Origin of the sequence: Planococcus daihaiensis (assembly GCF_049262615.1) — a bacterium.
Classification (GTDB): domain Bacteria; phylum Bacillota; class Bacilli; order Bacillales_A; family Planococcaceae; genus Planococcus.
Map to the genome: position 1 here is coordinate 1,038,264 of NZ_CP175504.1, position 23,047 is coordinate 1,061,310.

21 protein-coding genes and 1 other annotated feature are annotated in these 23,047 nt (G+C 46.7%); of the genes, 4 read left to right on the plus strand and 17 right to left on the minus strand.

Annotation, left to right across the window (positions count from 1 at the left end; genetic code table 11):
- Positions 1 to 14: 14 nt before the first annotated feature.
- The 6 genes from DHX103_RS04870 to DHX103_RS04895 form a co-directional block, all read right to left on the minus strand.
- Positions 15 to 284 carry a hypothetical protein gene (locus tag DHX103_RS04870; RefSeq protein WP_422124150.1) on the minus strand — a complete coding sequence of 90 codons (270 nt, stop codon included), beginning with the start codon at positions 282 to 284 and terminating at the stop codon, positions 15 to 17.
- A 156-nt stretch (positions 285 to 440) separates the two neighbouring features.
- Positions 441 to 1,766 carry a (Fe-S)-binding protein gene (locus tag DHX103_RS04875; RefSeq protein ID WP_422124151.1) on the minus strand — a complete coding sequence of 442 codons (1,326 nt, stop codon included), beginning with the start codon at positions 1,764 to 1,766 and terminating at the stop codon, positions 441 to 443.
- Positions 1,756 to 3,180: an FAD-binding oxidoreductase gene (locus DHX103_RS04880; RefSeq protein WP_422124152.1), complete on the minus strand. Its 1,425-nt coding sequence runs from the start codon at positions 3,178 to 3,180 to the stop codon at positions 1,756 to 1,758. Before DHX103_RS04880 ends, DHX103_RS04875 begins: the two co-directional genes overlap by 11 nt.
- 164 nt (positions 3,181 to 3,344) lie before the next feature.
- Positions 3,345 to 4,067 carry a YebC/PmpR family DNA-binding transcriptional regulator gene (locus DHX103_RS04885; RefSeq protein WP_422124153.1) on the minus strand — a complete coding sequence of 241 codons (723 nt, stop codon included), beginning with the start codon at positions 4,065 to 4,067 and terminating at the stop codon, positions 3,345 to 3,347.
- A 145-nt stretch (positions 4,068 to 4,212) separates the two neighbouring features.
- Positions 4,213 to 4,428: a hypothetical protein gene (locus DHX103_RS04890; protein WP_422124154.1), complete on the minus strand. Its 216-nt coding sequence runs from the start codon at positions 4,426 to 4,428 to the stop codon at positions 4,213 to 4,215.
- 23 nt (positions 4,429 to 4,451) lie between these two features.
- The gene (locus tag DHX103_RS04895) at positions 4,452 to 5,546 is read right to left on the minus strand and encodes a nitric oxide synthase oxygenase (protein ID WP_422124155.1); all 1,095 of its coding nucleotides are present in this window, start codon (positions 5,544 to 5,546) and stop codon (positions 4,452 to 4,454) included.
- 127 nt (positions 5,547 to 5,673) lie between these two features.
- Between DHX103_RS04895 and DHX103_RS04900 the strand changes: the two genes are divergently transcribed.
- On the plus strand, positions 5,674 to 6,459 hold the full coding sequence (locus DHX103_RS04900; protein WP_422124156.1) for an HAD family hydrolase: 786 nt from the start codon (positions 5,674 to 5,676) through the stop codon (positions 6,457 to 6,459).
- 19 nt (positions 6,460 to 6,478) lie between these two features.
- Here DHX103_RS04900 and serA read toward each other — a convergent pair whose 3' ends face one another.
- The 11 genes from serA to DHX103_RS04955 all read right to left on the minus strand — a co-directional run bounded on the left by serA (position 6,479) and on the right by DHX103_RS04955 (position 18,734).
- Complete coding sequence (serA, locus tag DHX103_RS04905; RefSeq protein WP_422124157.1) at positions 6,479 to 8,068, minus strand: phosphoglycerate dehydrogenase; 1,590 nt, start codon at positions 8,066 to 8,068, stop codon at positions 6,479 to 6,481.
- Positions 8,055 to 9,224, minus strand: coding sequence for a pyridoxal-phosphate-dependent aminotransferase family protein (locus tag DHX103_RS04910; RefSeq protein ID WP_422124158.1), 1,170 nt, complete (start codon positions 9,222 to 9,224; stop codon positions 8,055 to 8,057). The genes serA and DHX103_RS04910 overlap by 14 nt, the downstream gene beginning before the upstream one ends.
- A gap of 77 nt (positions 9,225 to 9,301) precedes the next feature.
- Positions 9,302 to 9,520, minus strand: a binding site (T-box leader).
- A gap of 191 nt (positions 9,521 to 9,711) precedes the next feature.
- Entirely contained in the window at positions 9,712 to 10,290 is a 579-nt protein-coding gene (locus DHX103_RS04915; protein WP_422124159.1) for a TerD family protein, read from the minus strand.
- 21 nt (positions 10,291 to 10,311) lie between these two features.
- The gene (locus DHX103_RS04920) at positions 10,312 to 11,388 is read right to left on the minus strand and encodes a toxic anion resistance protein (protein WP_422124160.1); all 1,077 of its coding nucleotides are present in this window, start codon (positions 11,386 to 11,388) and stop codon (positions 10,312 to 10,314) included.
- Between the two features lie 18 nt (positions 11,389 to 11,406).
- Positions 11,407 to 13,020, minus strand: a complete 1,614-nt coding sequence (locus DHX103_RS04925) for a YceG family protein (RefSeq protein WP_422124161.1) — start codon at positions 13,018 to 13,020, stop codon at positions 11,407 to 11,409.
- A gap of 15 nt (positions 13,021 to 13,035) precedes the next feature.
- Positions 13,036 to 13,851, minus strand: coding sequence for a hypothetical protein (locus DHX103_RS04930; protein WP_422124162.1), 816 nt, complete (start codon positions 13,849 to 13,851; stop codon positions 13,036 to 13,038).
- Complete coding sequence (locus DHX103_RS04935; protein WP_422124163.1) at positions 13,848 to 14,957, minus strand: cysteine protease StiP family protein; 1,110 nt, start codon at positions 14,955 to 14,957, stop codon at positions 13,848 to 13,850. Before DHX103_RS04935 ends, DHX103_RS04930 begins: the two co-directional genes overlap by 4 nt.
- 12 nt (positions 14,958 to 14,969) lie before the next feature.
- On the minus strand, positions 14,970 to 16,193 hold the full coding sequence (locus DHX103_RS04940; RefSeq protein ID WP_422124164.1) for a phosphoribosyltransferase family protein: 1,224 nt from the start codon (positions 16,191 to 16,193) through the stop codon (positions 14,970 to 14,972).
- A gap of 58 nt (positions 16,194 to 16,251) precedes the next feature.
- The gene (locus tag DHX103_RS04945) at positions 16,252 to 17,397 is read right to left on the minus strand and encodes an HpcH/HpaI aldolase/citrate lyase family protein (protein ID WP_422124165.1); all 1,146 of its coding nucleotides are present in this window, start codon (positions 17,395 to 17,397) and stop codon (positions 16,252 to 16,254) included.
- 130 nt (positions 17,398 to 17,527) lie between these two features.
- Positions 17,528 to 18,106, minus strand: coding sequence for a TerD family protein (locus tag DHX103_RS04950; protein ID WP_422124166.1), 579 nt, complete (start codon positions 18,104 to 18,106; stop codon positions 17,528 to 17,530).
- A gap of 13 nt (positions 18,107 to 18,119) precedes the next feature.
- On the minus strand, positions 18,120 to 18,734 hold the full coding sequence (locus DHX103_RS04955; RefSeq protein ID WP_422124167.1) for a TerD family protein: 615 nt from the start codon (positions 18,732 to 18,734) through the stop codon (positions 18,120 to 18,122).
- A 376-nt stretch (positions 18,735 to 19,110) separates the two neighbouring features.
- Between DHX103_RS04955 and DHX103_RS04960 the strand changes: the two genes are divergently transcribed.
- From DHX103_RS04960 to DHX103_RS04970, 3 genes are read left to right on the plus strand one after another with little or no spacing between them, the layout of a single operon-like run.
- Positions 19,111 to 20,049 (plus strand): glycosyltransferase family 2 protein, encoded by a 939-nt coding sequence (locus DHX103_RS04960; RefSeq protein WP_422124168.1) that lies wholly within the window; start codon positions 19,111 to 19,113, stop codon positions 20,047 to 20,049.
- The gene (locus DHX103_RS04965) at positions 20,039 to 20,434 is read left to right on the plus strand and encodes a GtrA family protein (RefSeq protein ID WP_422124169.1); all 396 of its coding nucleotides are present in this window, start codon (positions 20,039 to 20,041) and stop codon (positions 20,432 to 20,434) included. Before DHX103_RS04960 ends, DHX103_RS04965 begins: the two co-directional genes overlap by 11 nt.
- Before the next feature lie 19 nt (positions 20,435 to 20,453).
- The gene (locus DHX103_RS04970; protein WP_422124170.1) at positions 20,454 to 23,039 is read left to right on the plus strand and encodes a YfhO family protein; all 2,586 of its coding nucleotides are present in this window, start codon (positions 20,454 to 20,456) and stop codon (positions 23,037 to 23,039) included.
- Positions 23,040 to 23,047 lie beyond the last annotated feature (8 nt).

Here is a 23,047-nt window from a genome sequence, read left to right on the forward strand (position 1 = left end):
TATCGTCCTCCAGCTCAGCCTTCCCAAGCAATTTCAGTCGAATAAATTAAGCTGTCCCCAACAAAAATCCGGCATTTGGTAGCACAACAGCTTAACCCCAATGACACCTTTATTTCTTCAAACTCTCCGCTGTCACCTTTCAGTTTCCCAAACAATCGGGAGCTCAGCGCAAAACCTGGCTGATCATCCTGCAGAACCCCATCAACCCATAATTTCTTCTGATCCCACTTGCTTTCAACCCGAATACGATGTGAAGAATATTTTATTTCCCATATATCTTTCATCGTAACGCCTCCGTTTCATCCTGATATGGACAGTATAGCAAATAATCTGAATATTTTCTTGAATAGAATAGCCGGCTCCACTGGAACAATGGACCGGCTGGTATAAATCTCTTTTTTTATTAATATGCGATGGAATATTCGCCGTTTGCCGATACATCAATTCCGCATTTGATTTTGTTGAACCGTATCATATAAGAAATCTACAATGTGAACAGCTGTCATCTCTTCCTCGAGACCTTCATTTTGAATGCCTACCTGCATTTGCATCAAACAGCCCGGATTGGATGTCACCACGACAGCTGGCCGCAATTCTTTCACACCTTTCATCTTCGCATCAAGGATACGTTTTGCCATTTCTGGTTGAAGAATATTATAGATGCCTGCTGATCCACAGCAACTGCCAGCATCGATCAACTCTTTATATTCGAAGCCGGGTGCATCCTGAAGGAGCGTCCTTGGCTCTAAAAACACACCATTGACATTGCGAAGGTGGCACGAGTCCTGGTATGTGACGAGCGACTCTTCCGCCCCAGCCATTTCCTTCAGCCGCGCATTTAACCCCAATTTTACGAACAGTGAAGATATATCAATTGTCTTACCGGAAAAACTTGCCGCTTTTTCAGCGTATTGCGGATCCGCTGCTAAATGCTTCCCGTATTCGGACAGGAAGGCCCCGCATCCGCCAGCGTTATTAATGATGTAATCGTAGTCATCAGAATCAAACGCCTCGAGATTGGCTTTCGCATTGCGCAACCCTTTTTCCATTTCGCCGCTGTGGCCATGAAGCGCTCCGCAGCATTGCTGCTCTTTCGGAATGACAACTTCTGCACCCAGCCATTCAAGCATCTCAATCGTTTTGCGATTCGTTTCCTGAAAGAGCGTGTCCATCAAACAGCCGGAGAAGAATGCCACTTTCACAATTGGCGGTTGTAAGACAGGTTCCCGTTTTCTCTTCGACTCGATTTTCGGCAGCACCGCTTCCATTTGTTTCATAAACGGAGGAAACAAATTCAGAAATCCGATTTTGCGTGTTGCCGACTGCAATCCGGATTTTTGATAAAATTGGACCAATTTCACTCCCGCCGCCATCTTTTTCTGATCGGCAAAAACTCCATCAAATGTTGCTTTGCGCGTTGCTTTTTCAGCAAAATTCTTCGGCTTGGCATCCTGCACGGCCACTCTCGTTTCTTCGATTAAGACTCCATATTGAACGCCTGCCGGACAAGCCGGCTCACACGCCCGGCATCCAAGACACACATCAAATGCCTCTTCCACTGAACCGTCCCAGACCACGTCCCCGTCCCGCATAGCCTTCATAAGAGCAATACGACCACGGGGAGAATGCGTTTCATCCTGATTCGTCGCGAGATACGTCGGGCAGGCAGGAAGGCAAAAGCCGCAGCGCATACAATCCATCAGCAGCTCTTCATCGACATGTTCAACGAAAGACCCCTGCATTCGTTGCTGTAATTCACTGACCATTGTTGATCACCAGCCTCATCTTCGATTCCTTGGCAAAAATTTTACCGGGATTCATAATGTTCTGCGGATCGATCGCTTGCTTAATCGCTTTCATGACATGGATACCGCTTGTTCCAAGTTTCCATTCGAGGTAAGGAGCTTTCATCTCCCCAACACCGTGTTCGCCAGTAATCGTGCCGCCCAGTTCGATCGCCACATGGAAAATTTCCTCCAGTGCCTGTTCCACGCGGTGCATTTCTTCTTCATTTCTGACATCCGTCAGGCATGTCGGGTGCAAGTTCCCGTCTCCGGCATGGCCGAATGTACTGATCTGCACATCGTATTTCACTGCAATCTGTTGAATCGCCTTAACCATTTTGGCGATTTCAGAGCGCGGCACCGTAGCATCTTCCAAAATCGTCGTTGGCCGCTTTCTGGCCAAAGCAGATAATGCGGCGCGCCTTCCGGTCTTCAGAACTTCCGCCTCTTCGTCGGAAGAAGCGATCGCCGATGAAGTGGCGCCGTTTTGTTCCGCTATTTTAATCATTTGCAGGATATCCCTCTCAACCTGCTCTTCAATGCCGTCCTGCTCCATCAACAGCATCGCTTCCGCATCCCGCGGCAAGCCGATCTTCATGAAATCTTCCACTGCACCAATCGTCCCTTTGTCCATGAACTCCAATGTGACGGGAATAATTTTATGGGCGATGATCGCCGACACTGTTTCAGCCGCATCTTCCAACGAATTAAAATAGGCGATGCCCGTTTTCTTTGAAATCGGCAGGGGAATTAATTTCAGCGTAATTTCCGTGATAATTCCGAGTGTTCCTTCCGATCCGACAAACAGTGACAGCAGATCATATCCGGCCACATCCTTCGCAAGTTTACCGCCCAACGTCAACACCTCACCGTCCGGCAGAACGACGGTCATCGCTTTTACGTAATCCTTTGTCACCCCGTACTTTAATCCACGCAGGCCGCCGGAATTTTCACTGACATTTCCTCCGATTGTCGATATTTTCATCGAGCTGGGATCCGGCGGATAAAACAAGCCGTTCTTTTCGACAAAATTGCTGATGTCCTGTGTAATGACACCGGGCTGCACTGTAATCGTCAAATTCTCTTTATCCAATTCGACTATGCCGGCCATATTATTGAACAAAACGACAATGCCTCCCTGGCTTGGAACTGTCCCTGCCGCCAAATTGGTGCCGGACCCTCTGGAAACGATGGGAACCTGTGCACTTGCACAAAGCTTCACGATTTCCGCGATTTCTGCCGTGCTTCCCGGTGAAACCACCAAATCCGGTTTGGCCTGAAAATTAGCTGTCGCATCATATGAGTAAGCAAGCAATTGCGCTTGCGAATCTTTAACATTTTCTTTTCCGACTATTGAAATTATGGAGTCTTTGATCTTGCTTAACAATTTCGCCACCACCTCTAGAATACGATTTTCAATTTTCACTAATACACTTATAGTACATGCATTCGAGAAACTTTTGTGGAAAATATATAAAATTCTGTTATTTATTAAGTGATTTCCCCATTATATAAAGACAATAAAAAACAGCCCTGGCAGCAGGACTGTTCCCCTTATCTTCATTCACCTAAATCGACATTGTGATAAACTTGCTGAACATCTTCAAGATCTTCGAGAGCGTCAATCAATTTCTCGAATTGCGCCTGCGCGTCTTCCGGAAGTTCCACATCGTTCTGTGCCATCATCGTTAACTCAGCCACAGTGAAATCGGTAATTCCGGCTTCTTTGAAAGCTTCCTGCACGAGATGGAATTGATCCGCTTCTGCATACACGATGACTGCATCTTCCTCTTCTTCGACATCGCGCACATCGATATCCGCTTCCATCATCATTTCAAGCACTTCATCCCCCGTTTTCTGCCCCTCGATGCCAATGACCGCAATATGGTCGAACATATAAGCGACAGATCCACTGACGCCCATATTGCCGCCATTCTTACCAAAAGCTGCACGGACGTCCGAAACTGTCCGGTTAACATTATTCGTCAATGTATCAACAATGACCATCGAGCCATTCGGGCCGAAACCTTCGTAGCGAAGTTCATCATAGCTTTCTTCCGAACCGCCCTTGGCTTTTTCAATCGCCCGGTCAATGATCGCTTTTGGCACACTGTATGTTTTCGCACGTTCCAAGACAACTTTCAATGCCTGGTTCGAATCCGGATCCGGCTCGCCCTGTTTGGCGGCCACATAGATCTCACGACCGAATTTCGCATAGATGCGGCTTGTGTTGGCATCCTTTGAAGCTTTTTTCTCTTTGATATTATTCCACTTGCGTCCCATATTGTTTCCCACTTTCTTTCAACTTTGAATGTGAAGAACGTTCACTCCTTCTATTATATAATAAATCCAAGTGTTTATTCGAGCTATACCGCAGAAAAAGTGCGAAAAGAAAAAGCCCTGCTGAATGCAACAGAGCCCTTCAAGGTTATGTTTTATCAACCCGGTGGTATTCAGAAATCTGGGTAACCCGTACTTTTCCCGTATGCAGCTCATGATAGATTCCCCTGCTGTCGGTAAATGTAATGTATTGCTCCCGCTCACTTTGAATAAGGGCTTCCACTTTTACCTGGGATTCCTCAAAAATGAATCTGCGGATATAGTGTTCCTCATCAAAAAAATAGGTGATTTTGAATTCTTTCACGTTTAACACCCCTCTCTGGATTGCTAAGGCTGTTTCTGATAAAAGAAATTCGGTTTGACAATGTCGTTCTTGTAAGGCTTGTGGAAAATATGTGTAGTCGCCGGTGACATTGGCGGGATGAGCCATGCCCAATTGCCGGTCACTGCGCGGCCAGCCGCCTCTTCTGTCTTCTCAAAGTTCTTGAATTGCTTGGCTGCCGTGTGGTGGTCAACGATTGTCACCCCCGCTTCTGCGAACGATTCCAATACAGCTATATTCAATTCCACCAGCGCCTTATCCTTCCAAAGCGAGCGATTGGCTTTTGTGTTGAGTTCCATCAACTCTGCCACAGCCGGCAACAGATCGTAGCGATCTTCATCGGCAAGGTTGCGCGCGCCAATTTCGGTTCCCATATACCACCCATTAAACGGGGCCATCGTGTAATGGATGCCGCCAATTTCCATTTTCATATCGGAAATAATCGGCACCGCGTACCATTTGATACCCAACTCTGAAAATCCATTGATCTCCGGATGATGAAGCTCCACTTCCATAACTGCCTGTTCTGGTAATTCAAAGTATCTCGGTGCCATTCCATTTTCTTCAATAACAATCGGCAGAAGATCAAAGGCAGTCCCTTTTCCTCGCCACCCAAGCTCCATGCAATGCTTCGTAAACTCAACAGAAGCAGAATCTCCTATTATATTGCCGTTCTGTTCATAACCGGCATACCGCAGCAACTGATGGTTCCAGATGCGCAAGGCTGATTTACCGTGTTGTTCCGCCGAAAAAACGGTCAATACCGGACGAATTTTTCCGCTGTTTGTAGCAAACTCAATGTGATTGAGCAAGTCTTCAAAAGCTCCTTCTGCCGTTTTTTGATGCCGTGCGTCAAATACGGTCAGCGAATTCCAAAACAGCCGGCCGATGCAGCGGTTGTTATTGCGCCATGCCATACGTGCCCCGTGTTCGAGTTCTTCAAAACGATGTGTGTACGTTCCTGTCTCTTCCACTTCTTTTATAATGTCGTTTATTCTTATATGAATTTCTGTGTCGTCTTTTCCCAATTCAGTGTAGCAATTTTGAATAAAATAACCCGCTTCTTCAATTAATGACCGATTGGCCTGGGCAATCTTCATGAAATCACTCCTTCTCCCAACATGATAGCATTTTCCAATTGCCTCAGCCGCTTCCTTTGTGTCGACTCTATGATTTTCAGGACAGGTGCAGTACACTTGAAAAAAGCCTTTTGGGAGTTGACTTGAAATGATTAACACAATAATTTTTGACTTGGACGATACCTTGCTGTGGGACAATAAAAGCGTAGCTGTCTCGTTACGTGAGACTTGTTCCTATGCTGAAGAAAAATGCGGTGTGAGCGCCTCCCTTCTGGAACAAGCGATTCGTTCGGAAGCTCCGGCCAGCTACATCGAAACAGGCGTATACGACTTTACCCAATCCATCGGCATCAACCCCTTTGAAGGGCTATGGGGGGATTTTGACGACGCAGGCGAAAAATTTCAAGCGATGAAAATGGTGATTCCGGGATACCGGCACACCGCCTGGACGCGGTCCCTGAAAAAATCAGGGGTAGATGACAACACCCTGGCAAGAGAGCTCAGCGAATATTTTCCTCGAATGCGCAGGAAAAATGCGTTCGTTTATGACGACACCTTCCAGGTGCTCGAGCAACTCAAAAAGAGCTACCAGCTGGTGCTGCTGACAAATGGCTCCCCAAGTCTTCAGCAGACAAAATTGGAAATGACACCCGAAATTGCACCTTATTTTGATGACATCGTTGTGTCAGGAGCCTTTGGCATCGGCAAGCCGGATCCTTCCATTTTTGAATTCGCGTTGTCTAAAACCGGCAGTTCAAAAGCGGAAGCCTTGATGGTCGGCGATAATCTCATGACCGATATCCTCGGAGCCAACCGAGCCGGCATAAAATCCGTCTGGCTGAACCGTGAGAACAAACCCTCACACGAAGCCATTTTTCCCGATTTTGAAATCCACGACCTTCAAGAATTGGTGCCGCTCTTGAAAGAGCTGTAAGGGGATTTGCGCCATTTCCCTATAAATCCACCGCGATCACTTGATCGATCTCTTCCAATCCTTCCAACTGGCGGAGGCTTTCCCTTTCGGCGGGCTTGTCAATCGACAACATCATGATGGCAGCGCCGCCTTCCGCTGTTCGTCCAACCTGCATCGTCGCTATATTCACTTCCTCTTGCCCGAGCAAGGTGCCTACACGGCCAATCACTCCCGGCCGGTCGTGGTGGCGGACGTATAATAGATGGCCTTCCGGTATTACGTCCACAATATAATCATCCACTTTGACGATGCGTGCGCCCTGGCCATTTAATAAGGTGCCCGCTGTTTTCCGCTTGCCGGTGTTTGTCTGGATTTCTACAGAAATCAAATTGGTAAAGCCACCCGACGCAGCGGATTTGATTTCATTAACCGTAATGCCTTTCTGATGAGCAAGAAACATGGCGTTGACGTCGTTTACCCGGTTCCCCAAATGGCGTTTCAGAAGCCCTTTGAGAATATTGCGTGTCAGCGGCCCGACTTCGGAATCAGCCAATTCCCCGGAATATCCAATATTCACGACAGTTGCCGCGGTGTCTGACAGCTGGGATAGAAATGCACCCAAGCGTTCCGACAGATCAAAATACGGCTCAATTTTCCGCATAATTTCCTTTGGCACAGAAGGGAGATTCACGGAATTTTGGACAACCCCGGTGGTGAAATAGCTGAGCACATCATGGCTCACATCAATTGCTACGTTTTCCTGGGCTTCAAAAGTGCTGGCACCGAGATGTGGCGTTGCGACAACTTCCGGCAAATCGAGCAGCCGAAAATCCACTACCGGTTCCTGTTCGAAGACATCGAGTGCGGCGCCTGCCACTTTGCCTGCTTTAATCGAATCAAATAAGGCTTCTTCATCAATTATGCCGCCTCTCGCACAATTGATAATCTGCACGCCCGGCTTCATCAGCGTAAAAGCTTTTGCATCTATCAAATGGCGTGTTTCCTTCAGCAGCGGCGTATGGACGGTAATAAAATCCGCCGCCTTCAATACTTCTTCCACCGTGCCGAAACCGATGCCGAGTTCGGCTGCTCTCTCTGCCGTCAGATACGGATCATATGCAAGGATGTTCATTCTTTGCCCTTTCGCGCGAGCTGCCACTTCCGCTCCAATGCGCCCCAATCCAACAACGCCAAGCGTTTTCCCTTTCAGTTCAACACCCGTGAACGACTTCCGGTCCCATTGCCGGTTGCGCAGCGCGGCAGCGGCCTGGGGAATTTTACGGGCCATCGCCATCAGCATTGCCATCGTATGTTCCGCAGCTGAATTCGTATTGCCATCCGGAGCATTGACCACAATAATCCCTTTTTCAGTCGCCGCCTCCAAATCGATGTTATCCACTCCAACCCCTGCACGGCCTATAATCTTTAAACGATCCGCTTTTTCCAGCAACTCCCGTGTCACCTGCGTTTTGCTGCGCACGAGCAGTGCATCAAACCCTGCAATTTTGTCAGCCAGCTCTTGCGGATCCAATTCTGTATCAAATACTACCTCGATGCCCGGTGCATTGCGGAGTGGAAAAACACCTTCTTCACTAAGTGGATCACTGACTAATATTCTATAATCCTTCATAAGCTCGTCCTCCGTTCAAGTATTCTTGTTGGGCTGCGCCAACGCCCCTGCCAAGTTGAATCCCTTTTCCTGTCTTTGCAATGCCGATTTCAATAGCCGCTATCGCCTGCAGCAAATCCGCCGGCGAACAATATCCCATATGCCCAATTCGGAAAATCTTTTTCGCCAGAATCTTCTGGCCCCCTGCCACTTCCATTGCGAATTCTTTTTTCAGGATCTTTCGAAGCTCCTCTGCATCAAAATCGCCGGGCTTGATTGCCGTCACTGTAGGAGAAGCATCTTCGTCTGCTGTCAAAAGGGGGATGCCAAGTTCCTTAAATGCTGCTCTTGTCATCTTCATCATCAGCAGATGCCTTGCATAAACGTTTTCCAAACCTTCTTCCTCAATCAGCTCAAGTGCTTTTTGCAAGCCGAATAGCAGGGAGAGGGCCGGCGTATAAGGCGTAGAGTTTTTTTGGAGTTCATCCCGGTGCTTTATCAAATCCAGATAAAACCGGGGCTGGCGGTTCGTTTCGATTTTCGACCAGGCACGTTCACTCACCCCGATAAAGGCCAGACCAGCCGGAAGCATGAACGCTTTTTGCGAGCCGCTTACCACGATATCCAATTCCCACTCATCCATCTTCGTTGCCACTCCGCCAATACAGGAAACGCCGTCCACAATGACCAGGGCTTCTGAATGCTGTCGAATTTCCGCGGCCAATTCCTTAACCGGATTCAATACACCGGTGGACGTTTCACAATAAGTCATGAACACCGCTTTTATTCCCTTATGCGCCTTCAGAATATCTGATATCTCTGATGGTCTTGCAGCTTTCCCCCATTCTGTTTCAATGATATGCGCAACAATATTATAAGCTCTGCAAATATCCGCAAACCGTTCACCAAATGCACCGGTGACGATGACCAGCACTTCTTCTCCCGCTGCCACTGCATTGATGACAGCGGCCTCCAGACCGGCGGTGCCGCTTGCTGTTAGGATCAACACTTCCTGTTGTGTGCCAAAAACCCGTTTCAATTTTGGCCGGATATCCGCGAGCAGTTCTGAAGTGCTTTCCCCTCGGTGGCCAATCATCGGCTGCGCCATAGCCCGGTTGACGCTTGGTGGAATCGGGCTCGGTCCGGGAATCCGTAAAATTTGCTGATCTGCTAACATAAAATCTCCCTCTTCCTGTTTTAATTTCGCAACTTTAGAAGAAATAAAAAAAGGCCCTTCCCTCCTCACATATAAATGCAAGGGGCGAAGAGCCTTCGTTCGCGGTACCACCCTAATTCACTGCAGAATTGCAGCCTCATTGGTTCACATGCTTAACGCGCACGAAACGGAAGAACCTACTTTGTTTCGGTCCATCTATTCAGGAGTGCTGATTAGGAGGAAACCGCTGATTCTCACCACGCATCAGCTCTCTGAAGATTCCCTTGTCCGCATCTTATCTCCATCAAAATAATTATCTGTATTGGAATTCTCTTCATCATATACACCCTAAAAATAAATGTCAATAAAATCTTATAATTCAGATATTTTAGGGAGCGCTTACATTCTCCTCAAACGCTTGCTTCTGTATGCTTCAAGGATTTCGATTATTTATTTTTCAAGACAATGAAAAAACCGTCCCTCCGAAGAGGAACGGCCGTTATTTTGCTTATGCCAATCCGAAATCGTTAACCAATGCAGCAAGTCCGCCTTGGTAACCACTGCCGATTGCATTGAATTTCCATTCAGCGCCGTGGCGATATAATTCGCCAACCACTACTGCAGTTTCGATGGAGAAATCTTCACCAAGGTCATAGTGCAGAATTTCTTCGTTGCTGTTTTCGTTCAGGATGCGGATAAATGCATTGGACACCTGGCCGAAGTTTTGGCCACGGCCTTCTGCGTCATGGATCGTTACTGTAAATACCACTTTGTGAAGATCTGCCGGCACATTTGGCAAGTCAACAATCACTTGCTCATCGTCCCCTTCACCTTCGCCCGTCAGGTTATCGCCTGTATGAGTAACAGAGCCGTTGCCTCCGACAAGGTTATTGTAGAAAATAAAATCTTCCGGCCCGCGGGATTTACCATTTTCTGCTACAAGAAAAACAGATGCGTCAAGGTCAAAATCTCCGCCGCCGCTGTATTTATTGGTATCCCAGCCCAAGCCTACCCGTATTTTTGTAAGTCCTGGATTTGTTTTAGTTAAGTCGATCTTCTGGCCTTTTGTCAGGTTGATTGTTGACATTAATAATCTCCTCCAATAATTTTATTTTCTTTGGGTATCTTCGTATTTCTTCTGCAATTCTTCGATGCGCAGTCGACCTTCTTCCCGCATTTTGCGGTTTTCGTCTTCAATAGCACGCGTATCATTCATGCCCTGCATAATAGTCTCCCACGTTTGCTCGATCGTTTCAATTTTGATGCTCGGCTGGCCGGACATCCGTGCGATATCAACCGACTGGCGGGAGATGTCATTGGCATTATTCAAGAGCATTTCATTGGTGCGCCGGTCAAGTTCGCTCATTGACTCAGCAACCAGATTTTGGCGCTTGGCTGCAATCGCGTTGATCAATCCCGTTTTAAAAATTGGAATCGTCGTTACGAACGCTGAGTTGATTTTACCGATAAGCTTCGTATTCCCGCGCTGCAGCATACGGATTTGCGGTGCCGCCTGATAAGAAACCTGTTTTGCCATTTCAAGGTCATAAACACGCTGTTCCAGCAGTTCAATGGCGTTCTGCAACGAGTTCAATTCCATCATTGCCATCTGATCGCCGGTTTCCGCTTTTTTGCGGACGTCGGGTTCTATTGCTTTCAGTTCCTCGACTTTGATATCGCCTGCTGCGATGTATTTCTCCAATTCCATGAAGTATTGGAAATTCTGCTTGTAAAGGTCTTCCAATGTCGTCGTGGATTTTTTCATTTCCGATTCGTATTTGGTGATTTCAACATACACTTTATCAATTTCTGTACCCATCGTCTGGTATTTATTGAAAAGCTGTTCAATCATTTTATTGCCTTTATTGAAGATTTTGTTCAGGAAGCCTTTTTTCTCCACAAAATCTTTTTTATCGAACTTATCCATGATTTTACCGAGTTGCTTCAAAAGCTCACTGGATTCTTCCATGCTGTTAGCCTGAACAGAATTCAAAACTTTCCCTGTAAACGCGGAAATCTCATTTGCGGGCTCACGGCCGAATTCCAGCAATGCAATCTGGTTTTTTGCGTCGATTTTCGATGCCAATTGCAATACTTCCGGGTCTTTTTTCAATTGCACTTTCAATTGATTTTCGTCTTTCATGACGAGTTCCTGCTGTTCAATCTGATCTGGCATAGTATTCATCATTACCCCTCCTTTTTATTAGATCCATCTTCCAAGGAACTTCCGAACAACGGACGGCTCCTGAAACGGTTCGTTGAAACTGCGTTCATCCAGCCAATGCACATCAAAGGATTCTGTATCGACCCATCGCTCGATATCCTGATGCCCCTGTGGATTGATGATGATATTATCAAGGCCAAAGCTGTGAGTCAATGCAATGGCATTGGCATCCGCACGGCTCAGCTCCCCGTCCTTCTCTTCATTATAGAACAATAAAGTCGGCACAAACTGCGGATAATCAAATAATTGAATCAATTGGATGACGACGTCGGGCAGAGCCATCGACTGGGAGAAAGCATACAGCTGCAGATCTTCGAACGATTCACCGCTCTGCGGCAATAGGATCGGTTTCTCCACATGCCTTGCAATTGCTGCACCAATCGCCGTTTGAACCCCATCCGGCAGCTTGCTGTAGCGCCACCAATTCGCTTGTTTCATCTTTTCGGGATCCAATTTACCGGTGTTGTCGAGTGCGGCCCGGTAATGGAATTGCTGGTTGCCTTTGCGCTCTTCGATAAAAGGAAAGCTGCGCACCAATTTCGTGTCTTCGCGTTCCGTCAGTTTATGGACATTGTCCCAGAACCGTCTCCGATCCTTTTCGATGCCCATCACTTTTGCAAAAACGACCGGGATATGGACAATCCCTCGCTCCACCAGGAATGACGGCCGTACCATAGCCCGTTCTTTCGCCAGCATAAACGCTTCATCGATGGTCGTTTTTAAGCGAATCGAATGCGTAACATAAGATTTAAACTGAAACGGCTTGTAAAGGCCCGAATCGTCATGATGCAGCAAGCGATCCACTTCCTGGGTTGCACGGTACGCCACTGTTCCCACACGCTTCGGCTTTTCTTCCGGAAAAAGCGGCGGCTTGTCGGCCGTTACTTGAAAACTATGGCTGTGAAGACCCTCTTCACCCGCCAATTTTCCGAACCATTTTTCTCCGATCGGATCATAGACGATAATATGGAAACCATAGGCAGCTGCCAGCTTCAGAAACCATTTTTCACTTTCTGAAGAATCGCCATACCACAGAAATCCGGGCAAGCCTTTTTCAAGATTCAATTGGAGCAGCTCCGGCTCGATGTGGTTAAAATTCCATTTTACTAGGTCCGTCGCTACTCTCCTGAAGGATGACTGAACCGTGCTGCCGCCGGACTGCTCTTGATAGGCTTTCAGCACGTCGATCATGACAATTCGGAGGCGGCGGTTCAAATCGGCATCTTTCAATCGCGGCAAGAGCCCTTTGCCATCCAGGAATGCGACAATTCGGCTTGCCGATAAGCCGTTTTCTTTTTTATTCATTTCAAATAGATCTTGAAGCGCTTTCAGCCGGTCCTGTTCAATATGCTTGTTCATCTTACCTGAAAGACGAATCAGCCGGCCTTCCGCTTGCTCCATTGTTTCATAAATGGAAGCAAAATAATCATCCTCATCCAGCGGAATTCCGGTAAATTCACCGAGAAGCTGCGGATAGGTGATGGATTCTTCTTCCACTTTCGTTTCTGGATGTTTGATGAGTGGCTTATTCAGCCATTCACCAATTTTTTCCGGATCCCACGTATCGACACGGACCGGATGCAATTGAACCATGGGTATCCCCCCTTGCTATTTGCTTTGCATGGAAAGATCCGCGACTTTCGCCAATATTTCCTCGCCAGCTTTTATCCCTTGTTCGGCGGTTACAACAATATGTCCAGAAACCTCAGTATCGGCTCGGACAGCCTCGCCATGAGCCGCAAGCAATCCGGCATCTGCGCTTTCCAGCAAATCGAGGTCGAGCAAGGAATCCCCGGCGGCAATCACATAATCCGCCTTGATGCGATCTCGCACATATTCCATCGCTGCCGCTTTTGTAATACTTTCAGGCATAAAATAAAGCTTCCTGCCCTGCAGCGACATCCCCCATCCGATTTCCCGGAAAATTTTTGTGTAGAATCCGATTTTTTCCTCTGGAAACTGTTTACGGTCAACAATCAGGTAAACAAACCAGTCTTCCGCCTGTCTGACGCGCAACACCCAGTCTTCATCGAAATACTGCTGGATGACAGGCAATAATTCTTCGATGACCGTCTTTTCATCAACACAGCGGCGGCGAATATCCGTCGACCATTCCACAATGGGTTCGCCGTTTTCAAGGATGACGGCGCCATTCGAAATAATCGCGAATTGCGGGGGTTCATTGCCTTCATAAATGCCCGTCACCCGCTCATATTGCTCACGCGTTCTCGTCGTCACCGGCACAAAAACAGTGTCCGGTTCCAACTCCCATAACGCAGATTGGCTTTGTTCAGTCATAAAGGACTGCGGCTTGCCTTCAAAACGTTCGACTTCGATCAATTCTTCCGGTTTCACTTCACTGCCCATGGAATTCCGTGAATAGATCAAGGTCTGGTCAAGGTCACTTGCAAATAGGATCGTCATAGTTCTTTCCCCGATTTGATCAACCCGATTGACCGGTAAAATAAATCCGGCACCACTTCGACCGGCACGTCTTTTTCTTCAGCGAGAATTAAAATATGCTTCACATCCGGATGCGCCGCATCTCTGACCAGCACTTTCCACGGATTTCTCCGAAGCAATACACGCGTAGTTTCGCCGACTCCCGGTTTTATCAAATGGTAATCGGTTTCGCTGTACATGCTGCGGCCGATCTCTTCAACTTCTGTCATGCCTGCCCAAGTGCGCTCGGCGGTGACCGGTGTGCTGTAAGCTTTCTCTTCTGAAGCTTTGCTTGTTTCGTTAAAACAGTCTGTCACCTGATCCACAAAATTATTGGAAAGATCTTCTTCTATTAAATCACCATAAAATTTCGCTCCGTGGTAATCGTCCGCTCCGATAAAACGGTCGTTCAGAATTGTGCGGCTCACGAGACCCGACACAGTGGAATTCAGGCAAGCGCTTGGAATCAGGAAATCTTCCCGCGTACCGAACAGCACGGCACAGGCTCCCGGATCTGCCAGCACGGCCATATCATCTTTCAGGTCCGTTTCATACTTACTATTGAAAAACTCGAGCGATTTCGTCAGCTCTTTTTGAATGGCCCCTTTTCCAGTCCAGCCGTCGATAAATTGGATCCGGCTGCCAGGGTGGGCGTTTCGTATCGTTTGGATCGCTTTTTCATCTATGCCTTTGTCCCGCAGAATCGACACGCTGTAATGCGGCCAATTCATATTGAGCATCTTCTCAGCGTAACGCTTGATCAAGATGCCGATGGGACTGCCGGCGCGAGCCAGTGACACCAATACGAGATTGTCGGTTCCGGCATTCAATTGGATTCTTCTCGCCACGACTCCGACCAGATGGCTCAATTGCTCCTTCGTCTGTTCGACCGACTGGTGATAGAGTTTTGTGTATTCTTCAGATGGACGATATTCAACAGGCAGCCGCTCAGCATAATGTCCGCCTGTCTGCACAGCTTGCTCACGTTCTTCCAGTGAGCTTTCTTCAAATTCGTCTGTGACATCCTTCAATAAAAATGTGATATCTTCATCCGGATAGCTTGTTTTCACTAAACCAGCAGTAATCATCAGGCCACCCCTTTATAATTTGTCTGTCAATGCGAGCCATTCGACTGGAGCTTTTTTCTCCAGATACGCAACTAAAGGCTGCCAGCTCGCTTCATCGACAACCGACTCCGCTAACAGGTAAATTCGATCAACATCCACATTACTTATATTATATAGGAATTGATTGATATCCTCAGCATCCGGCAATTTAAAGTGCGCTTTTTCCTTGATTGGGTACCCTTTTTCATCAGCTGCGTAAATGGGGCTTCTTGTGGTCGTTTGCACTAAAGCGTTGCCGCCAAGCGCCAAAGCGAATCGGAGTGGCAGATACATATTTTCCCCAATGCCGATGACCAGCGATTTCTCACTGTGCGTCACACTTCCAGCCGTTTTTACAGCCCATTCTTCGATTTCCGAGTGTTTGCTGCTTGTCAGACCGAATCGGCCGGTAAACGGAAGGTAGCGCTGGCCGCTGGCAGACTGCAAGTCAATCGCCTCAATTTCCGCTGATCGGCTCGGGACCTTATTTCCAGAGCTCTCTAACCAGGGCACTTCCTCTTCTTCGGGGGATTCACTGTGGTTCAAATCGAATTCACCGGCAAGCAATGCTAAAACATCAATGTTTAACTGATGTGCCTCAGCCATCTCTTCGAGTTTCTGCTTTTGACTGTCACTCCGCCAATCCAGAATGGAGAGGGATATGTAATTTTTGCCCGGGAATTGTGCATTCAGAGCGTCGATTAAGTTCAACAAAGTATTGCCCGTCGAAATTTCATCATCGATCAAAACGATTGTTTCCGCAGCTTCCAGCATTCCAGCAGGAGCAAAAACTTTGTGGGAAGTAGCATGAGAATGCTCTTCTTCAAACACGAAAGCAGGGGATGCGCCGATAATTTCTTCCCTTGTCGTATGAATATAGGCTGCTTCATCGAAATGATGGAAAACCGCATGGCCAAGGCCTGTTGCGGTTTCTGCCATGCCGATAAAAACAGTGCGCTGCGGTAAAGCTGTTTTATACGCAAGGGATGCCCGGCTGGTTTCGGGGCAGGCTTTTCCGGATCGGATCATTTCAACAATTTGCTTGTTTTGCGGAATTGGTGAAAGACCGGATTCTTCCATTAATAAGGAAGCAAGCAAACTGCCGGTGCCGAGCGCAAGTGCCGGATGAACCGCCAAATGCTTGGCAATCAGCTTGCTGACAAACAGAAACTGCCTTTTTTTATTCACGCGCAGCGCCATGGAAAATAAGGATTCCATTGGCAAATCTCCGTAACTGGATTTTGCAGAAACTTCTATATCCATTTTTTCCCAGTATCTATACCTGGTTTGCAAATTGTTTCGCTCGCAAATGATTGAGGACATCGATTGGTTTGTAATGTTCATTCAGCACCCCGTATATTTCCGCTTGAGCAGCCACTTTTTTCGCCCAGCTCAGGTGCGGTTTTACTTCATTCATTTTATTGCGCTGCGGACTTTGGAGAATTCCATTAAAAGTGCCGCTCTTCGCCAAGATGAGCATGGCATCTTCATAGGTTTCATGCGAAATGATATGCCCCGCATTCACAATCGCTATTTGGGAAGGATGGATACAAGTCTTCCCTTTAAAGCCATTCAGAACATCCAATTGCACTTCTTCCCATAGGACCTTTTCTGGTTTTGATGTCAGCCAGCCGTCCGTCTCGGATGTAAAGTACTCATAAACAGGCCCCGAAACAATAAATCCATCTTCGGCTTTTGTAAATTTATTCAGTATCGAAATCAGGCAATCCCTGATCAGATGCACGTCATAAATTGTCCGCTCCACCGGGCGTCTTAAGCCATAAAGACTGGAGAAATCGGTAGCTCCAACTCGTATCGTTAGAATCCTGTCTTTTTCTTTGCGTAATTTACTGTAAATTTCCAATAACGCCTGCTCACGTGTTTCGGCAAATAAAACTTCTTCCGTTTCCAGAAGCGGCAATGCATATAACATTCTGCCTGCACTTTCACTGGCACGGTCAAGAGCTGAGAAAAAAGGTTCCAAATCGGCAGCCTGTACTTTAGGCAGTACGATGCCAGTCAGCACACCCAGTGCGCTGCCGGCCAAATGTGTCAGCTTATCCAATTGAGCAGAATTACGGATGCGCAAAAACAGCAACGGACTCTCTTTGGCATCGGAAACGGAAGCCCCTTCCAGCTCTTTCAGTTGTGAAATGACATTTGCTTCAGCCGACTCCAATTCCGTGTCCGCCACTGCGTCTTCCAGGCAAACCATCAAAGTTGCCAAGCCGGCGAATGTGTCCCGCCGATAACTACCGGCTATAATCTTAGCTGCGAAATCAGGTCTTGAGCCAGGTGTATAGAGTGCAGCACCCAACGCCAGCCCAAGCATTTCCCGTTCCGTATCTCGATTAAATTCTGCCGGGGGATATTTGAAAAGTGTTTTTAACTCAGAATCATTCAAAGCGTTGAAATGTCTCAATATGAATTCCTCCCGGCACAATTAAATTAAAGCTTTATATATATAAGTTGAAAAGACGATGTATACGATTTCCCATCTGAATCGAGAAAAAAGCAAGGAGCCCAGCCCCTTGCTTTTTCAACTTACCGGATCAGCTGTCGAGTCCGAAATCCTTGACCAGCGATCCGAGGCCGCCTTGATAGCCGCTGCCGATGGCATTGAATTTCCATTCGTTGCCGTGGCGATATAATTCACCCACAACGATAGCTGTTTCAATGGAGAAGTCTTCACCCAAGTCATAGCGGATCAATTCTTCATTTGTATTTTCATTAACGATCCGTACATAGGAATTATTGACCTGTCCGAAATTTTGAGCTCTCGCTTCCCCGTCGTGGATCGTAATTGCAAAACTCACTTTTTCGATGGAAGAAGGTATGGCAGAAAGATCAACTTTCACCTGCTCGTCATCGCCTTCTCCTTCACCTGTACGGTTATCGCCTGTATGTTCCACAGCACCGCCGGCACCTTTTGTATTATTATAGAAGACAAAATCAGCTTCTGATGCGGCTTTGCCATTGGCATCCAGCAGGAATACCGATGAATCAAGGTCGAAATCCTGGCCGCCGTCGTATTTATTCGTATCCCAACCCAGTCCAACGACTACTTTGGACAAGCCCGGATTGCTTTTTGTCAAATCGACTTTTTGTCCTTTAGATAAATTTATTGCCATCTATAAACACTCCTTAAGCGTATTTATTGGCGATTGAACCAATATCAGAATCTGTCGTGCTTTCTCCTACAGCTGAGAATTTCCATTCATTGTCCTGGCGATATAATTCTCCCGCAATCAATGAAGTTTTGCCTGCATAATTTTCAGTCAGATTATAATGGATCAATTCTTCTTTAGTCTGATTGTCGACCAGGCGGATAAATGCGTTTTCAATCATGCCAAAATCCTGTTTTTTCTGTTTAGCGTTGTAAATGTTGACCACAAAAATTAAACGGTCAATTGATGGAGAAATTCGCTTAAGGTCGATATTGATCGTTTCATCGTCCCCTTCGCCTTCTCCCGTCAGGTTATCGCCGGTATGGACAACACTGCCGTCGCGGCTTTGTTTATTGCCGAAATAGATCAGGTTTTCTTTCCCTGCAAGTTTGCCGTTTTCATCAAGCATGATGACAGATGCGTCACAGTCGATGTCAGAACCACCGCCGCCACCGCCAAGCAATGCGCTTAGGAATCCGCCGCTTTTCTTTGTTTCCACCGGATCCCACCCAAGTCCGACCATGATGCTTGATAGAGAAGAACGTCCTTTTGTCAAATCGATCTTTTGGCCTTTTACTAAATTGATACCCACTCTTAACACTCTCCATTCGTTTTTATGTATTCTATAGTCAATACTATTTGTATATGCGGAAAATTTCAATTCTAAGGGTTGAGCCGCTTGCTATAGAAGGGCCTGCTCCCCAACCTTAAACCTAGCATTTCCCAATTTCTGTGTCAATCAGTTTAAGCGGAATTTTCTGAAAAATGGTATTTCTTTTCATTTTTCCGCCGTTCTTTATAGTATACGGACAAGATTCCATAAAGTTTCACACAACATCCACATTGTATAGTTCAAAAGATGTTTAATCTTCAAAATAGCGTTCCCGGTTACACATAATTTCTCTGCATTTCGGGTATACATCGCAAGGGGATATTTTTCATACATTAATACAGAGGAGAGTTCAAACATGAAGTTGATCTCGGTTATGGTTCCAGCTTACAACGAAGAAGAAAATATCTCTTCCATCCATGAAAAGTTGGTACAGGAACTCGAAGCAGTTCCTTATAGATATGAAATATTATTTATCAACGACGGCAGCCGGGACGGCACATTGGGAGAAATCCTGAAACTTGCCGAGCAATTCAATTATGTGAAGTATATTTCCTTCACACGAAATTTTGGCAAGGAAGCAGCCATTCTTGCAGGACTGAAAAGAGTCAAAGGAGATGCGGCCATTCTGATGGACAGCGATCTTCAGCATCCGCCGACACTCATTTCCGAAATGCTCGATGGATATGAGGCCGGTTTCCATCAGGTAGTGGCCAAACGAACCCGGACCGGTGATCCCAAAGTACGCACTTTCCTGTCCGGTTTATATTACAAACTGATCAACTCGATTACCGACATCGACCTGGCTGATGGCGAAGGCGATTTTCGGCTGATGAGCAGAAAAGCGATCGACTCCCTTTTACTGCTCAGTGAAAACAACCGATTTTCGAAAGGCTTGTATTCCTGGATCGGATTGAGCAAAAAGACCATTTGTTATGAAAATGTTCTCCGTGAAGGCGGCTCGTCCAAATGGTCCTTCTCCAGCCTCGTCAACTACGGCATCGATGGCATCATTTCGTTTAATACGAAACCGCTGCGGATTTGTTTCTATACAGGTTTTATCGTTCTGCTCCTTTCGCTGGCGTATATTGCATTTACCTTATACCAGATTTCACAGAGAGGCGTTACCGCTCCGGGTTACTTCACTACGATTACGGCCATTCTGGTTCTCGGCGGAATTCAGCTGATCAGCCTCGGTGTGATCGGGGAGTACATCGGACGCATTTATAATGAAACAAAACGCCGGCCAAATTTCCTGGTGGAACTCAGCAATGTGGATGAATACGATGAGTCTTAAATCGTTGAATACAGAATTTACACGTTTTCTATTTGTCGGTGTCATCAATACCCTGAGTTATTATTCGATTTACCTGATCCTCCATAATTTGTTTTCATTGCCATACATGATTGCTCATCTTGTCGGCTTTCTCATCAGCCTGAATGTGTCGTTTTTCCTGAACACTTACGTAACGTACAGGGTGAAACCCACTATCAAGAAATACCTGTTTTTCCCTTTGACCCAAGTGGTCAATATGACGGTCTCGACGATCCTGATTTTTATATTTGTCGAGTACCTGAAATTAAACAGTAACATCGCGCCTTTTGCCGCGGTGATTTTTACAGTGCCCATTACTTTCGTCGTTTCCAGCAAAATTATGAAAGACCCCGTGAGGCAGAAATAAGTTAAAAGTCGGTGAATTCATGTTAAAAAAACATCCATATTGGTGGCTCCTGGCGGTCAGTTTTACGCTTGCGATTCTTGCACACGGAGTCTTCCTTTATCAATGGACACAAGGACAGTACATGACAGGCATCAATGACGGCCTGTCCCAAATGATGCCATTCAAGCATCTTCTGTATGAACAATATACGAACGGGGAATTTTTCTATTCCTTCGATTTCGGGTTGGGTGCCGGCACGTTCAGCGAGCTGGCTTATTATTTTTCAACGTCCATCGTGTTTCTGGTGACTATACCTTTTGTCTGGTTATTGGAAACGACCGGGCTAATTGATGTGCCCGACGTCCTGTTCTGGGCCAACGCCGCGGTTTTCATCAGCGTTATCCGCATGAGCCTGGTGCTGTTCATCACGGCCCGTGTCTTTATCTATATGAAACTTCCTTATTGGCCTTCATTGTTCGGAGCTTCTGTTTATGCGATATCTGGAATGTTCTTGCGCCACACGGTTTACTGGGAGTTTTTTGCGGATGCATTTTTATGGTTCCCTTTGCTTGTGCTCGGCATCGAAAAAATTCTGAGGGAACAAAAGCCAGGCTGGTTCCTGCTGGCGGTGTCCATTTCATTTTTCGATAATTTCTATTTTGCCTATATCAACTTCCTGCTGGCCGGCATCTATCTCCTGTTCCGGCTGTTCATCCCGCTGACGGACGCCGAAGGAGAGAGAAAGAAAAAGCTGCTGACGTTCCTGACAGCGGGAATCGTCGGTTTTGGTGTGGGCGCAGTAGGATTCATACCGGCAGTTTATGCCTATCTGAATAATCATCGTCCCCCTTTTCAGCAGGACATCCCAATTTTCGAACCTATTGACAACATTCTTTTTTCAAGCCGCTACATTATTTTGCCGGCGCTTTTTGTGCTGTTTCTCTTCACTTTCCGTTTTTACCGCAATAAAACCTTCCGCCTTTTCGCTTTAATAGGAATTGCCAGCGTGCTTATGCATTTGAGTCCGCTGGTCAGCAGCGCCTTTAACGGATTTTCCGCACCGCAATACCGCTGGGAATATTTTATTTCCTTTGCAGCCGGCGGCGCGATTGCCAGCGGGTTGGGAATGCTTGCCAAGATTCCCCGCCGCAGCTTGCTCATTGCTGCCGCACTCACTGTTTCCTTCTATACCATTTCTGCGCTCCTGGATCCCGCTTTCGAATTCGACTGGATTGAATCTGGCATTGTGATCGGCGGATTGCTGGCAACACTCGCTGCCGTTTGGGCAGCCGTTCATTTCCGGGAAGCTATTGGAATTAAAATTGTAGGCAGTGTTTTATTGGCGTGGCTGATTGTCTTCGCAAATTTCTACCAATCCGAAAAGATTCTGGAGATGGGCAGTGTCTGGGAGGTCAATAAAGAACTGATTACCGGTGAAGACTACGACGATCCTGAAATCCGCAGCTTGCTGGAACAAATCCACGCCCTCGAAAACGACGAGATGTACCGGATCGAATGGATGCAGGGTGTCCGCAATAATACACCGATCGTCCAGGATTTTCAGGGCCTTAGTTCATATTCAAGTATATTGAATGAGAATCTCCTGTATTTTTATTTGTATGATTTGGAAATAGATATGCAGCGTGAAAGTGTCAGCCGCTATGCGACGCTCGGCAATCGTGCGAATCTCTTCAGCCTGGTGCGCGGAAAATATATTATCCGCCCTGCCGAAGACACCAACATTCCATATGGTTTTAACGAGATTCTTGTTTCTGAAAATTACCGGGTTTACGAAAATGAAAATCTGCTTCCTTTCGCGCGAGGAGCAACAGATGTCTACCAGGAAGACAAATTGACCATGCACCCTCCCCTTGTCCGGGAACACGCAATGCTTAACGGCATTGTGCTGGATACAGAAGAAGAAGGCAGTCCGATACAAGTGACCGGGGATATTACTTCAAAGTTCACGATCGAAGAAGAAAATGCCAGCTATGAAGACGGGGTTTTGGAAGTCTCCGCTGAAACAGGCGGCATCGATCTGGTATGGGAAGATCCCACAGACGGCCCCGGAGACCTTTACGTTTCTTTCAATCTTGTAAATACAGCGGCAGACGCAGGCTTTAATCTATCGGTCAACGACTACGTCACTTCACGAAAATCAAACGAATCCGTTTACAAAACTTATGTAGACGACCTGACACTTCGTATCCCTTCCCAGGATAGGGTCCGCATCCGCTTGCCCGAGGGGCGTTATTTTCTGACAGAGCTTCAATTGTTTGAAGAAAATTACGAACCACTGAACCGGGAAGCGGCGGAATCTTCCGGTGTAAAAGATTTGAAAATCGACGGCAGCAAAGTGGAAATTCTTTACGATAATAGTGCGGGAGATGAATATTTATCGGCCGTCATTCCGTATGAAATCGGCTGGAACGCTACGGTAAATGGCACAAAAACAGAAGTCTTGAAAGCCAATTATGCTTTTGTCGGTGTGCCGCTTGAAGAAGGTGAAAACCGTATTGTATTTACCTATCGCCCTCCGTATTTTATGCCTTCCTTAATTATAAGTATCGTCGCAGTATTCATTGGCGTATTCTGGATTTTCAGAAGAAAACGGGATAAAAAGTGACGGTGCCT